Source organism: Corynebacterium jamesii (assembly GCF_046097395.1).
Lineage (GTDB): Bacteria > Actinomycetota > Actinomycetes > Mycobacteriales > Mycobacteriaceae > Corynebacterium.
Genome location: NZ_CP175789.1, coordinates 1,562,020 through 1,575,928 on the forward strand (window position 1 = coordinate 1,562,020; position 13,909 = coordinate 1,575,928).

At 62.6% G+C, this 13,909-nt stretch carries 12 protein-coding genes; 1 reads left to right on the forward strand and 11 read right to left on the reverse strand.

Annotated elements, in window-relative coordinates:
* Nucleotides 1–40 precede the first annotated feature (40 nt).
* Both ACKFRT_RS07035 and lysS read right to left on the reverse strand, forming a co-directional pair.
* The gene (locus tag ACKFRT_RS07035; protein WP_408924793.1) at nucleotides 41–1,459 is read right to left on the reverse strand and encodes an acyl-CoA dehydrogenase family protein; all 1,419 of its coding nucleotides are present in this window, start codon (nucleotides 1,457–1,459) and stop codon (nucleotides 41–43) included.
* Nucleotides 1,460–1,704: 245 nt separating this feature from the next.
* Complete coding sequence (lysS, locus tag ACKFRT_RS07040) at nucleotides 1,705–3,312, reverse strand: lysine--tRNA ligase (protein ID WP_408924794.1); 1,608 nt, start codon at nucleotides 3,310–3,312, stop codon at nucleotides 1,705–1,707.
* Between the two features lie 181 nt (nucleotides 3,313–3,493).
* On the opposite strand from lysS, the gene ACKFRT_RS07045 reads away from it, so the two are divergent.
* Entirely contained in the window at nucleotides 3,494–4,681 is a 1,188-nt protein-coding gene (locus tag ACKFRT_RS07045) for a hypothetical protein (protein WP_408924795.1), read from the forward strand.
* Nucleotides 4,682–4,709: 28 nt separating this feature from the next.
* Here ACKFRT_RS07045 and panD read toward each other — a convergent pair whose 3' ends face one another.
* The 9 genes from panD to ACKFRT_RS07090 form a co-directional block, all read right to left on the reverse strand.
* The gene (panD, locus tag ACKFRT_RS07050) at nucleotides 4,710–5,126 is read right to left on the reverse strand and encodes an aspartate 1-decarboxylase (RefSeq protein WP_408924796.1); all 417 of its coding nucleotides are present in this window, start codon (nucleotides 5,124–5,126) and stop codon (nucleotides 4,710–4,712) included.
* Nucleotides 5,127–5,276: 150 nt separating this feature from the next.
* Nucleotides 5,277–6,536: a galactokinase gene (gene galK, locus ACKFRT_RS07055; protein ID WP_408924797.1), complete on the reverse strand. Its 1,260-nt coding sequence runs from the start codon at nucleotides 6,534–6,536 to the stop codon at nucleotides 5,277–5,279.
* Nucleotides 6,526–7,677 (reverse strand): galactose-1-phosphate uridylyltransferase, encoded by a 1,152-nt coding sequence (gene galT, locus ACKFRT_RS07060; protein WP_296212222.1) that lies wholly within the window; start codon nucleotides 7,675–7,677, stop codon nucleotides 6,526–6,528. The genes galK and galT overlap by 11 nt, the downstream gene beginning before the upstream one ends.
* A 78-nt stretch (nucleotides 7,678–7,755) precedes the next feature.
* On the reverse strand, nucleotides 7,756–8,058 hold the full coding sequence (locus ACKFRT_RS07065) for a hypothetical protein (protein WP_408924798.1): 303 nt from the start codon (nucleotides 8,056–8,058) through the stop codon (nucleotides 7,756–7,758).
* 38 nt (nucleotides 8,059–8,096) lie between these two features.
* Nucleotides 8,097–9,752 (reverse strand): sodium:solute symporter family protein, encoded by a 1,656-nt coding sequence (locus tag ACKFRT_RS07070; protein ID WP_408924799.1) that lies wholly within the window; start codon nucleotides 9,750–9,752, stop codon nucleotides 8,097–8,099.
* Nucleotides 9,753–9,928: 176 nt separating this feature from the next.
* Nucleotides 9,929–10,921, reverse strand: a complete 993-nt coding sequence (locus tag ACKFRT_RS07075) for an aldose 1-epimerase family protein (protein ID WP_296212228.1) — start codon at nucleotides 10,919–10,921, stop codon at nucleotides 9,929–9,931.
* A gap of 5 nt (nucleotides 10,922–10,926) precedes the next feature.
* Nucleotides 10,927–11,856 (reverse strand): pantoate--beta-alanine ligase, encoded by a 930-nt coding sequence (panC, locus tag ACKFRT_RS07080; RefSeq protein ID WP_408924800.1) that lies wholly within the window; start codon nucleotides 11,854–11,856, stop codon nucleotides 10,927–10,929.
* 5 nt (nucleotides 11,857–11,861) lie between these two features.
* The gene (locus ACKFRT_RS07085) at nucleotides 11,862–12,734 is read right to left on the reverse strand and encodes a Rossmann-like and DUF2520 domain-containing protein (RefSeq protein ID WP_408924801.1); all 873 of its coding nucleotides are present in this window, start codon (nucleotides 12,732–12,734) and stop codon (nucleotides 11,862–11,864) included.
* A gap of 19 nt (nucleotides 12,735–12,753) precedes the next feature.
* Nucleotides 12,754–13,905 carry a DUF6779 domain-containing protein gene (locus ACKFRT_RS07090; RefSeq protein ID WP_408924802.1) on the reverse strand — a complete coding sequence of 384 codons (1,152 nt, stop codon included), beginning with the start codon at nucleotides 13,903–13,905 and terminating at the stop codon, nucleotides 12,754–12,756.
* Nucleotides 13,906–13,909: the final 4 nt, after the last annotated feature.

Below are 13,909 nucleotides of genomic sequence, written 5' to 3' on the forward strand. Positions count from 1 at the left end.
TCCTTGTGCTTATTCGATATGGATTCGAATTGTGGCGGGGTTAGACGACGACTACGCCCTCGGCAATGCCGATGGCGCGCATGTCGCGGTACCAGCGCTCGACCGGGTGCTCCTTGGTGAAGCCGTGGCCACCGAGCAGCTGCACGCCGTCGAGGCCCATGACCATGCCCTTGTCCGACGCGTAGCGGCGGGCCAGGCCGGCCTCGCGGTTGAAGGACAGACCCTGGTCCAGGCGGGAAACACCGCGTAGCAGGATCAGGCGCAGGCCGTCCAGCTCGATGCGCAGGTTGGCAACCATGAAGGCGACTGCCTGGCGGTGCGAGATAGGCTCGCCGAATGCCTCGCGCTCGTTGACGTACTTCTTGGTGTACTCCAGGATGGCCTCGCCGGTACCGGCTGCCAGTGCAGCCCAGCCCAGGCGAGAGCGGCGGATGATCTCTGCGTAGTTTTCCTTGCGCTCGTCGGCGGACAGATCCTTGCCACCCAGCAGCTGGCTGGCCGGGACGCGCACATCCTTCAACAGAACACGGCCCAGGGCAGCGCCGCGCAGACCCATCGACGGGTCGGCCTCAACTACCAGGCCGTCGGTGTCGGACTCGACGATGACGAAGGTGTTTTCGCCGTCGAGGTTCACTGCGATGACGAACAGCTCGGCCTTACCAGCGTTCGGAACCATGGTCTTCACGCCGTTGATAACGATGTCATCGCCCTCGCGGACGGCGGTGGTCTGCAGGGTGAAAGGATCGAACAGCGGGCGGGATTCGGAGACGACCACGGCGGAGGCCGGAACGGACTCGCCTGCGAACTCCGGCAAGTAGGTCTTCTGCTGGGAATCGTCACCGTAGTTGGTGATGACGTTGGCCACGCCGGCCGGTGCCAGGATGGCAACGGCCTGACCCATGTCACCGAATGCCAGAGCCTCGGCGATCAGGGCGTTGGTAGTGGCGCCGGATGCAGAGGCGATGCCTTCGTATTCTTCCGGCAGGTTGATCAGGGCAACGCCCAGCTCAGCGGCTGCTTCCAGCAGCCCCTCGGCCGGCTCAGATGCCTCGTTCTGGTCGTGTCCGGTCGGACGCAGACGCTCTTCGGCGAACTCGCGTACCGCGGCGACGATCATCTCCTGATCCTCGGTCGGGGTCAGGTCGAACGGAGCCTTGCCCGGTGCCGGCGCCTCAGTCGGGACGGGCTGGTTGTTCTCGTCGGTGGTCTGGTTCGCCAGACGAACCGGCTTTCCGGAGCCCTTGATTTTCTTGAACTGGCGGTTCACAGCACCCAGGGTGCGCATGCCGGTCTTCGTGGACTGGTAGGCAACGCGGTCGACCTTCTTGCCGAGGCCGTACTTCTCTGCCAGGTCGGAGCCCGTGAACTTCGTCAGGACTCCCATGACGGTGCCGATTGCGTCTCGCTTGATGTTGTTCAGGCCAGGAGTCGAATCGGCACGCTTGCTTCGGTCGCTCATTTCGTGCGGCCACCTTTCACTGGTTGTCAGCGCAAATCTCATATCTGCATGTGCGGATAATTATGTATGTAGCGTAAACCAGTTTAATGGCGCGCGTCACAATATGGGGCAATTCACGATCTGAATTACACCCAACCGGGCAAACTGCAGGCCAGCTACCGTTGCACGACCCCCACGAGGCGACGCTAGGTACGCCTAGTTGTCGCCTGGCGAGCTCGGCCTAGTTGTCGCCTGGCGGGCTCGGCCTAGTTGTCGCGCTCCGGCTTCACGATCGGGAACAGTACGGTCTCGCGAATCCCCAGGCCAGTCAGCGCCATCAGCAGGCGGTCGATACCCATACCGGTACCAGCCGTCGGCGGCATGCCCTGCTCCATAGCGGCCAGGAAGTCCTCATCCAGGCGCATTGCCTCGTCGTCGCCGTTGGCGGCCAAACGCGCCTGATCCTCAAAGCGTTCGCGCTGAATCACCGGATCCACTAGCTCCGAGTAGCCGGTGGCCAACTCGAAGCCGCGGACGTACAGGTCCCACTTCTCGGTCACGCCCGGCTTGCTGCGGTGCTGGCGGGTCAGCGGAGAAGTCTCTACCGGGAAGTTGCGCACGAAGATGGGCCCTTCCAGTTGGTCCTCGCACAGAACCTCCCAGATTTCCTCCACCAGCTTGCCGTGTCCCCAGCCACCCTTGGCGGGAACGTCCAGGCCGATGACCTTGGCGATCTCCTTCAGCCCCTCAACAGTCGAGTCGATCGTCACCTCCGGCTGGCCGGGGTACTTGCGTGCCAACGCCTCGTTCAGCGAGGGGTACATCTCAATTTCTTTCCACTCGCCGCCGAAGTCGAACTCGGTGCCATCGGCCAGGCGTACCTTGCCGGTGCCCTCTAGGTCCGTACCCTTGGTCAGCTGGTCCACGATGTACTGGATGGACTCGCGGGTGGTGCGAGCACAGTCGTCGTAGTCGCCCCACGCTGCATAGGTCTCCAGCATCGCAAACTCCGGGGAGTGGGACTTGTCCACGCCCTCGTTGCGGAAGTTGCGGTTGATCTCGAAGACTCGGTCGATGCCGCCTACCACGGCGCGCTTCAGGAACAGTTCTGGCGCAATACGCAGGTACAGGTCGATATCCAGGGCGTTGGAGTGCGTAACGAACGGACGTGCCGCCGCACCACCGTGCAGGGTCTGCAGCATTGGGGTCTCGATCTCTACGAAGCCCTCGCCCTCCATGTAGTCGCGCAGAGCGCGGATGACCTTCACGCGCGTCATTGCGTTCTTGCGGGCATCCTCGCGCACGATCAGGTCGTTGTAGCGCTGGCGCACGCGGGTTTCTTCGTTCATCTCTGCGAACGCCACTGGCAATGGACGCAAGGACTTCGCCGCCATGACCCACTCGCTGGCCATCACTGACAACTCGCCACGGCGGGAGGCGATCACGCGCCCCGTCACGCCGATGAAGTCGCCGAGGTCTACGTCGGACTTCCAGGCCGCAAGTGCCTCCTCACCGACCTCCGCCAGGGAAAGCATGGCCTGCAGCTGCGTGCCGTCGCCGTCCTGCAGGGTGGCGAAGCACAGCTTGCCCGTGTTGCGCATGAAGATCAGGCGCCCGGTCACGCTCACTACGTCCTGGGTTTCGTCGCCTGCGGCGAGGTAGGTGACGCCCTCTGCCTCAACCGGTTGCTCTTCAGCTTCACCGTCAGTCTTCTTCACGGCCCATTTTGCACGCACCTCGGCCAGGGAGTGGGTGCGCGGCACCTCTACCGGGTAGGCATCCTTGCCGGATTCAATGATGCGTTGGCGCTTGTCGCGGCGGATGCGTAGCTGTTCGGGCAGGTCTTGTGCGGGGGTATTTGCTGCGTCAGTCACGTTTACAAAGCCTAGCGCATGGGGAGGACGAGTAATCGATTGAGGCGTGCGCGGCGCCTGGGGGTGTTAGCTTTAGGGAACATAAGACGGATCGTTGCACGACGACCAATGCGCGACGACCAATGCACGAAGTACACCGGACGAAGACACGAAGACTCGAAGACTACGGAAGCACTCAAACATGTTTAGTTCACGCCCCGCTACTTTCACCCATAAGTACGCCCGCGCCACAGCTGCCTGCTTGGCAGCGGGCTCTTTGGTTTTCGCATCCAGCTGCTCCGCTTTTCAGCGCCCAGAAGGCGCCAGCGAAGAAGTTTCCTACGGGGGCAAGAAGGAAAACTCCGGCTCCAATAACAGTTTCTCCGACGTCTCCCCAGAAATCAGCGATGACCAGCTGCGGGAAATCTTCGCCGATGGGAAGTTCAGCGACTGCAAACTCGACCAAGCTTTCTTCGACAGCGCATACATGGATGGCGCGAAGATGATTCCGCTGGACTCTGCCGACGTGTACGTCAATTCAGAAACCTGCTCCGGCTATGTAAAGCCGCAGATCAGTGGCGATCAGCCCGATGAGCTCAAAGAAACTTCGATCTACACTGCACTGTCCGCCACCAAGAATGGCTCCAATCTCGACGATCTTCCCAATGAGGATGCTGAACGGAAGGAGCTATCCGACGATGGTCTTCAAGGATGGAAATCTGCCGAGGTAATAAATGCGTGCATGCTTTCCGGCCCGGAGGGAACACCGTTGGAATATGCAGAGGTTATCTCCATGTCCGGTTGTGACCCGGTCAAGCCGCTGTTGCGCTCGCTGACTAACCTGGCAAACCGTTATCAGGAACTCGAGGGCAAGGAAGCGAACATTGGTGGCTCTAACGGCCCACTGGAACTCGGCGATCGCGTAGAGATCGACCTCGCTGATGACGGCTACCTCGAATCCCGCGACAAGGCCAAGCCTAAGGAAGAGTCAGTCACTGAAAAGGTGGGCGTCGGTAAGACAAAAATGAAGCTGATGAGCCTTGAGATTCTTACCGACAATCCGCAGGATTACGGCAAGGTTTGTGCCGAAGTGGAGTATGACTACGAAGACGAGTCGCCGCTGTTCCCTCCAACCGAGATCGGTCTACAGTCCCCTGACGGCGAATACCAGCTGATGAAGGTTGCTGGTAGTACTGTGACTCCTTTGTCTGATGGCAAGGGCAGCCAGCGTTTCTGCTCGGAGGTTGGGTTGCGTTATAGCAACAGCGACTTCGTGATTATCGGATCGGACACACTCACGGCAACGGAAAAGTCCCTTGAGGAAGAGGGAATGCCGCTGTGGCGCTTCCACGTGAAGCGCAACGACGACGGGAATTACGAGATTAGCTAGTCGCGCAGCGCAAGCTCGGGTGGGAGCTTTAGCCTTCCGGGTGGCGCGGATTCTTTAGCCCCGAGCCGTCCGGCACGTGAGCCGGGTCGCCACCGAGCTCCACCTGCTTGTTGTTCTCGTCCACAAAGACAACGCGCGAAGCGTAATTCTTCAGGTCTTCCTCGCTGTACTGGGCATACCCAATGATGATCACCAGGTCGCCGGGGCTAATCAGGCGCGCGGCGGCGCCGTTAATGCCGATCACTCCGGTCCCGCGGTCACCCGAGATGGCGTAGGTAGTCAGGCGGTTGCCGTTATCAATATCGACGATGTCGATCTGCTCGCCCTCGAGGATGTCGGCAGCTTCCATCAGGTCAGCATCAATGGTGCACGAGCCGACGTAGTGCAGGTCGGCCTGGGTGACCGTCGCACGGTGGATCTTTGATTTCAGCATGGTTCGCAACACGGGTGAACACCTTACTCGGGGCTAACAAAATATGCTATTTAGCTGTAGTTTGTGCGCTGTCCAAGCGGGGCTCAAACAGCGCCCAGGCACTCCCCAGGCAGCGCCCAAGCGGGGCTCAAACAGCGCCCAAGCGCTGTTTAAAGCGAGTGCTTAAGCGTTTCGGTGCGCGCCATCGCTCGGCAGAGCCACCACGAACTCGGGCTCGTTAAAGCCCTTCTCCGCAAAAGCCTCGGCCACCGCCCTGGCTGTTGGTTCTACCTGGTCCTCGCGCAGCAGCGCAATCGCGGAACCGCCGAAGCCGCCGCCGGTCATGCGCGCACCCAGCGCGCCCTTAGCCATCGCAACGTCCACTGCGGTATCCAGCTCCGGAACGGTGACCTCGTAGTCGTCGCGCAGGGAGGCATGACTGCCCTGCATCGAGCGACCGAAGGCCTCCATGTCGCCAGCGCTGACCTGCTTAATCGCCTCGGCTGTGCGGGCGATCTCGCTGACTACGTGGCGCACGCGGGCGGCCACCTCCACCGGATCCATGTCGTTGGCCTTGGCCCATCCCACGGAGGCATCCTCGGCTTCCTCGGCGAAGCGCAGGCTGCTGACCCCCAGGTCGGCGGTCACTCCGTCGATCACCGCACGCCGCGCGGCGTATTGCCCGTCGTTCAGCCGGTGCGGGGCGTTCGTATTCATGATGAGGATCGCCAGCCCCCGCGCCGCAATATCGAAAGGCACCTGGGTGGCGCTGTCTTCGGCAAAGTCGATGGCCAGGGCGTGGCCATCCTGCCCGAACAACGAAATACGCTGGTCAAGGCCGCCCGTTGAGGCGCCGACGACCTCGTTCTCTGCTCTTATGGACGCCCCCATGAGCCCGTTGCGAACTGCATCATCGAGGGGCGCGCCGCCGTATAGGTCATAGGCCGCGAGAGCCGCCGAGCACTCCAGCGCGGCGGAACTGGAAAGCCCCGCGCCGACGGGAACGTCGGACTCGATGGCGAGATCCAGGCCACCAGCGGGCATCAGGCCAGCCTCAACGGCCGCCCAAATGGCGCCGACTGCGTACCCCGCCCAGTTGGCGGGGTTGCCGGGGCCGACCTCGGCCACGGGGATCTCACAGTGCACAACCTCAGCCGGGTCGCCGAAGCGGGAGGCCACGCGGAACACGCCGTCGTCGTTTTTGGCAGCTGCCACGTAGGTCCGCTGGGACAGCGCTAAGGGCAGGCTGATGCCATCGGCGTAATCGACGTGCTCGCCGATCAGGTTCACGCGCCCCGGTGCAGACCACACGCCCGCCGGTTCGGAGCCGTAGACCTGCTGGAACAGGGATGTTGCGTCGGCAGTACCCTGCTCCTCGGAGCGGGTCTGCAGCCAGCGCGGAGTAGCAGCGTCTTGTGCTGCGTTGGTTTGGCTAGTTGGCATTGTCGGCGACCTCCCGGAAGCGCTCGGCGATTCGTTCCGGAGTGGTGTCGGAGATCCAGGCCTCCTGACCCGACTCACTACCGGCCAGGAACTTCATGCGGCCTGGGGATCGCATCATCGAATACAGCTGCAAGTACAGGCGACCGTTCTCCCGGTCCTCCCCCACTGGCGCCTGGTTCCAGGCTGCGATGTAGGGGGTGCGTTCCACACCGTCGAAGAAGCGATCCATGCGCCCCAGCAGATCCAAGTAGAAGCGGGTGAGTTCATCCTTCTCCTCGTCGGTGAGCGCCGCGAAGTCCGGGACTGCCCGGTTGGCCATGAGGATAACCTCCACCGGCCACTTCGCCGCCGCCGGAACATAAGCAGTGAAGTGTTCGCCGGCTAGAAATACGCGGGTGCCGGATTCCTTTTCAGAGGACAAGACGGCGTCAAAAAGATCCTTCCCGGTGCTCTCCCGAAAAGCCCGAGCGCGCGCGGCTACCTCGGCGGCGCGCGGCGGAACGAAGGGATAGGAGTAGATCTGGCCGTGCGGGTGTTGCAGCGTCACGCCGATTTCCTTGCCGCGGTTTTCAAAGGGGAACACATAGCGGATGCCCTCGATAGCGGAGAGCTCAGCAGTGCGGTGAGCCCAGGCCTCAACGACCGTGCGCGCGCGTTCGTAGGGCAGGTCCCGGAAAGATGCGTTCACGTCCGGGGTAAAGCAGACGACCTCGCAGCGACCAATGGCGGGCTTGCGGGGGAACAGCTCCTGGCCGTCGACCTGCGTGGCGAAGTCGTCCGGCACCTCCATGTGCACAGACAGGGAGGGGAAGCGATTTTCAAAGACCACGACGTCGTAATCATCGGCGGGCACCTCGGTGGGCAGCTCGCCGGGCTTGGTGGGAGCCAGCGGGTTTTCGTTGGCCGGGGGCATGAACGTGCGGTTCATGCGGTGCGCGGCGTAGACGTACCACTGGCCGGTCAAGGGATCCTGGCGCATCTCGGATTCCGTGGTGGCCCGCGGCAGGTCGCGGGAATCGTGCAGCTCGCGCTGCTTCTCGCCGGAAACGTAGGCCGGCTCGTCGTCGAAGTACAGCAGCTCGCGGCCGTCGGCCAGCGTGGTTCGGGTTACTTTGACATCGTGCTGCACGGCAAGGATCACTTCCTAAGAATTTTTATGCGGTAGGCGCAGGTAAGCGTTAGTAAAAAAGCCCGCCTCTTTAGTGGGGCGGGCAACACGTTATTTAGTTTGCGGTTCCTGCGGTTCGGCGGATTCGTCGATCTTGATTGGGTCCAGCTTGGTCCACAGGAAGAAGACCGCTGCCACGACGATCATGGCGAGCCCGCACACCAGGTTATACGTTTCGTTCTTCGGCTCGCCGGTGGTTACATCCATGCCCGGGTCCAGCAGGAAGTAGCTGATCAAAAGCACGAGTCCGTACAGACCCATGAGGGAACCGATGACGTTGCGGATGTCGAAAGCGCCGGCCATGTGGGAACGCTTAACGGCCTTGACGGCCTTTGCTTCGGTGTTGTTAGCCATTGTGTCCGTTCACTCCTTTCTGGAAGTTTTCAGTGCGCCTAGGCGAACACGATGTTGAGGACGAGGACCATAGACAGGCAGAGGATGCCCAGCGGGACGGTACGGCGGTACCACGGCAGGGTAGCCTCGGCGACATCTGTGAGATTCTCCTTCGGGGTGACGGACTTGACGAAGCCCACCAGCTCCTCATCCGGCTTCGGCTTGGTCACCATGGAAACCAGGATGGAAGCGATGATGTCCGTGACGAATGCCAGAGAAGCAGCCACGAAAGCCGTACCCTGACCAGGCAGGTTGAAGAAGCTAGCCTCGGTGCTGCCGAAGGTTGCCACAGCCCAGTAGACGATGGCGATACCCGTACCGGAAACCAGGCCGACCCAACCTGCGGTGGGTGTCATCCGCTTCCAGAACATACCCAGGATGAAGGTGGCGAACAGCGGCGCGTTGAAGAAGCCGAACAGTGTCTGCAGGTAGTCCATGACGTTGCCGAAGTTGGAGGCCAACAGGGCGGTAAACACTGCAATGACGGTGGCACCGACGGTGGCGATGCGGCCGACCTTCAGGTAGTAGTCGTCGTCGCGATCCTTCACGATGTAGGACTGCCAGATGTCGTAGGAGAACACCGTATTAAACGCCGAGATGTTGGCTGCCATGCCGGCCATAAACGCGGCCAGCAGACCAGCGATAGCCACGCCCAGCAGGCCGTTCGGCAGCAGATCGCGCATCAGGTACAGGATCGCATCGTTCGGCTCCGCGGAGCCGTCCATGATCGGGGTGACAGTGGCACCGGCGACCATACCCGGGATGACTACCAGGAACGGGATGAACATCTTCGGGAACGCGCCGATGATCGGGGTCTTACGTGCAGCGGACAACGAATCTGCTGCCATCGAGCGCTGCACCTCCACGAAGTTGGTGGTCCAGTAACCAAAGGAGAGCACGAAGCCCAAGCCAAAGACCAAGCCGATAGCGGAGACGACCGGGTTGTCGAAGCCGGAGATCTCGGTGCCCGGCCAGGTGTGGAAGTGCGAGGAATCCGCGACCTTTTCCTGCAAACCGGACCAGCCACCCACCTGATGCAGGCCGATCATCGTCAGCGGTAGCAGTGCTGCGATGATCACGAAGAACTGCAGCACCTCGTTGTAGATGGCAGCGGACAGACCGCCGAGGGTGATGTACGACAGCACGATCACAGCGGCGACGACTAGGGTGACCCACAGCGGCCATCCCAGCAGGGAGTTGACCACCTTGGCCAGCAGCAGCAGGTTCACGCCCGCGATCAGCAGCTGCGCAATGGCGAAGGAAACGCCGTTGACCAAGTGCGCGCCGTTACCGAAGCGACGACGCATGAACTCCGGCACGGAACGCACCTTGGAGCCGTAGTAGAAGGGCATCATCACGATGCCGAGGAAGACCATGGCCGGGATCGCACCGATCCAGAAATAGTGCATGGTCTCGAATCCGTACTGCACGCCGTTGGCCGAGTGGCCCACAATTTCCACGGCACCCAGGTTGGCGGAGATGAAGGCCAGGCCCGTCACCCATGCGGGTAGGGAGCGGCCCGAGAGGAAGAAGTCGATTGAGCTGGACACCTTGGACTTAGCCGCCCAACCGATGCCCAGGACGAAAGCGAAATAGAGCGCGACCAGCGCGTAGTCTACCCAGCTCGCGTCCAAACGTAGTCCTTCAGCTGTCATAGCTGCGAACCTCCAGGAACGTCACGTCCCCGTCCCAGGAACCAATCATCTTGTTTCTCAACTACCAGCGACGAGAACTATTGGATACTTAATGCATTCTTGATTCTAACGCCGTAGGGCGCGGTAAAGGAAATTATTTTCTATTTATGTAACTAGGTTGTGGCGAAAGTTACGAACTAAGAATCGACGCCCCCATGCGGAACGATAGAGACACCACATTCAAAGCTGCGTTCCTCCCCCGCAGCCAGGCGGATGAGGTCCCGGCCGGAGCGTAGAGCGTCCGGCGGACACGTCATCGGCTCGACAGCCAGGGCTCGGCCTTCGCCGGGGTAACCCTCGCGGCGAGCCGGGTCGGCGGTGAACACCTGGAACCAGCCGAAGCCCTCTTTTACCCACAGGCGCACGCCCTCGCCGTCTGGGTTCAGCAGACGTACCTCGGCATGACCGTCGGGGCCGAGGCAGTCGTGCATCCAGCCTTTCTCCGGTACCTGGCCGAAGCAGTGGTCCAGCCACACGCCAGCCATGCGCTGGCCCGCCTCTACATCCGGCAGCACCTTGTTGGCGGGGAATTCCGGGCCGGCCGGCAGGTTACGCACCGAGTCCAGAGGCAAGTTAGTGGCGACGGGCAGGTGCAGCACACAGTCGTCCAGCGGCGCCCCCAGGGCGCTCAGGTACGGGTGCCAGCCCAAGCCGAAGGGGCAGGAAGTATCGGCATCGTTGCGGACTTCGAAGATTGCACGCAGCCCATCACGCACGTCGAGGGTCCACGTCACCCGCATGCGCAGCGGCCAGGGCCACCCCTGGCGCAGGCCAGTGGACAGCTCCAGCGTTACGAACTCCTCCCCTCGGTCGGCTATGTGCCAGGCCATGTGGCCTACAAACCCGTGGATAGCGGTAGCACGTGCAGGCTCAGTTATGTCCAGCCGGTGCAGCACACCGTCGTGGGCAAAAACTCCATCGGCAGTGCGGTTCGGCCACGGTGCCAAAATGATTCCGGAAGACAGAGGCGGGTAGGCGCCCTCGGGGTAGGAAACCACCAGCGGCTTGCCCTCATGTTCCAGGCTGCGCAGTCCACCGCCGAAGGTGGAGATACTGGCGCGGTAATCCCCCGCGGAGATCTCCACGAAGGGGTGGGAGTGGCGCTTCAGGGTGTCTAGTTCGTCGCTCATGGTGCTTACTCGCCTGCGTTCGCGGCGGCTGAGCCGTCCCCGCCGTAATCGCTGCCCTCGTCCAGGCCCTTGAAACCCGTGCCCAGCGGCACGCCCACGTTGTCGATCAAGCGCGTGGTCCCTACGCGCGCCGCCACTAGCAGACGCGCCTCGCCGTCCTGGGGGCAGTCGGAAAGATCCGTACCGCGCAGCTCAAGATAATCGACGTTCACGCCGGAGGCGGCGTCCAGAATAGAGCCAGCAGTCTCCAGCACCGCTGCGGCCCCCTGCTCGGCCACGAACGCGCCTGCGGTAAGGGCCGCGGACAGGGTGAGGGCAAGCTCACGTTCCTCGTCGGACAGGTAGACGTTGCGGGAGGACTTCGCCAGGCCGTCGGCCTCGCGCACGATCGGCACGCCGTGAACCTGCACCTCCATGTTCAGGTCGGTAACCATCTGCTGGATTAACAGCAGCTGCTGGTAGTCCTTCTCGCCGAAGAAAGCGTGGTCGCAGTGTGTAATGGTGAACAGCTTGTTCACGACCGTCAGCACGCCCGCGAAGTGCGTCGGGCGGTGCGCGCCCTCCAGGATGCGGCCGGCTGCGCCCGGGTGGATCGTCGTCCGTGGACCGTTGGGATACATCTCGCGGGGGCTAGGCGCAAACACGGCATCCACACCTGCGGCCTTGAGCTTCGCCACGTCCTCGTCGAGGGTTCGCGGGTAAGCATCCAGGTCCTCCCCCTCAGCAAACTGCAGCGGATTCACAAAGATGCTGACCACCACCAGCGCACCTGGGATCTGCTGGGCAGCCTGCACCAGCGATAGGTGACCCTCGTGCAGCGCACCCATCGTGGGCACCAGCACCACGGGGCGGCCTGCCTTGCGCATCGCACGGGTCAGCTGCCCGATCGCCTCGATTTCAGTGAAAACCTCTGCCTGGCCAGGTGTGAACGTCATAGTTCTTACTCTAGATCCAGCAGCCTTTCGACCTCAATCGCCCCTGCCTTTAGCGCGGTCCGGCGGGCCATGGTTGTGTAGGCGGCCTCGCTAGCTCGACCGTCCCCGCCTCCGAGCTCCTGCAGGGCGGCCCGGTGGCGCATCACGGCCGCCACATCGTCGCGGGCCACCGGGCCAGTCAAGCCGTCCATGCGCCTATCCAGCGCGTTATCCACCGCTGCGTGGGCGATGCGGCGTAGCAGCAGGGCGCTGTCGGGGCTCTCCCCCGGCGCGCCCACCACACGATCCAAGATCTCCTGCGCGTCCGTCAGGAGGGTCACCAGGTGGTTTGCCGCGTGCGCCATCGCCGCGTGGTAGGCCGCGCGGTGATGCTCGGGAATCGCCACGGGTACTCCGCCCAGGCTGGCCACCAACGCCTGCGCGACCGCATCGCCGACCTCGGAATCGCTGGTTATCCCCCACGCACAACCGTCCAGCCGCTCACTATCGGCGGCGGTGCCGGCGAAAGTCATCGCCGGGTGCAGCGCCAGCGGCAGTGCCCCGGTATCGGTGACCGGCTGCAAGATCCCGCAACCGAAGGCGCCGGACACATGCGCAACGATCTGCCCATCACGTGTGTGCTGCGCAACCTCCTCGATCACCTCGGGCAGCTTCGGATCCGGCACCGCCAGTACCACGATCGCGGCGTGCGCGGCGCTGCTGAGGCTGGTGCGGGGGATGTTCGGGATTCTTTCAGACGCCAACCTCTCCGAGCGTTCCGATCGTGCGTACACACCATGCACGTGGTGGCCCGCGCGTACGAACGCCTCCGCCAAGGCCACGCCCACCTTGCCTGCGGAGATGATGCCGACAGAAAGGCGTGGCTGTTGGATATCCATACCTGTCACAGGTAGGCGCTTACTTCTGGAAGCGTTTCATCAGCTCAGCGACGGTCAGGCCGTCCTTGACTTCGTCGGCGCGACGGCGGCCGTGCGGGCTCTCTGGCTGGTCGTCCTGCTGGTTATCGTTCAGTGTGTCGTCGTTTGCTGCTTGGGGGGCCGGATTATCGATGCGAGCACGGCCGGAGCGTACAGCCTCGGCGCTCGGCATTTGCGCACGGCGCTTCTGCGCGGGTTGAGGTTGTGGCGACTGTGCAGCCTGTGCAGCCGCTGTCTTGTCTTCCGCACGCTTCGCGTCGTCCATCGCCGTGGTATCCACCACCAGCGGTAGTTGGGAGGTCTCTTCGGAATCCTGACCAGTCCACTTCACGGCAGCGAACGTGCCGGTGTTGAACTTCGGCTTGCTGCGGTGCTGAGCCTGGTGCGATTGAGCCTGGTGCGGCTGAGCCTGCGTGGGCTGCTGGGGGCGCTGGTCCTGCTGCGTGTTTCGAGCCTGGCGTGTCTGAGCCTGCTCGGGGCGGGCCTCGTGCTGGCCTGCAGTCTGGGTAGTAGCGACCCGGCTGCCACCCTGTCCCAGCTCGTGAACGCGCTCTGCAGTTGCGCGTACCGCACGCTGCTCGCCCTCGTCGAAGTTCTCGCCGGTCAGCTCCGCCAACTGCTGGCGCATGTGCGCCAGTTCCGCACGCAGCTCCTCCAGGTGCTTATCGCGCTGGTCCTGGGACTGCTTGGCCTCCGCAGCGTACCTAGCCTGAGTTGCAGCCTCGCGCTTGTCCAGCTGTGCGCGCTCCTGCTCCAGCTGCGACTGGTAGTAGCTCTCCTGGTTCTCCGCCTGCTCACGTGCCAGCTTCAAAGCACCCGAGTAGCGCAGTACCAATACCACGCCGAAGAACGCCGCCCAGAGCGCGGCGATCAAGGCCACCTTCAGCCAACCATCGGAATCCATGAACAGCGTCAGCACGCTGGCCACAAGTGCCAATGCCACCAGTCCAAACATCAGGACGCGAGAGAAGTTCGAGGGCTCGTTCGACACCACCGGCGAACCGTGGAAGTCGGAACCCCAGTTGTCAGAATCGTCCTCGTATCCCAGAGATTCCATGGACTGATGCCCAGAGAAAGGCTGCGACTGCGGCTGGTGAGACTGCTGTGGCTTAGGAGACTGCTGGAAGCTCATGGAC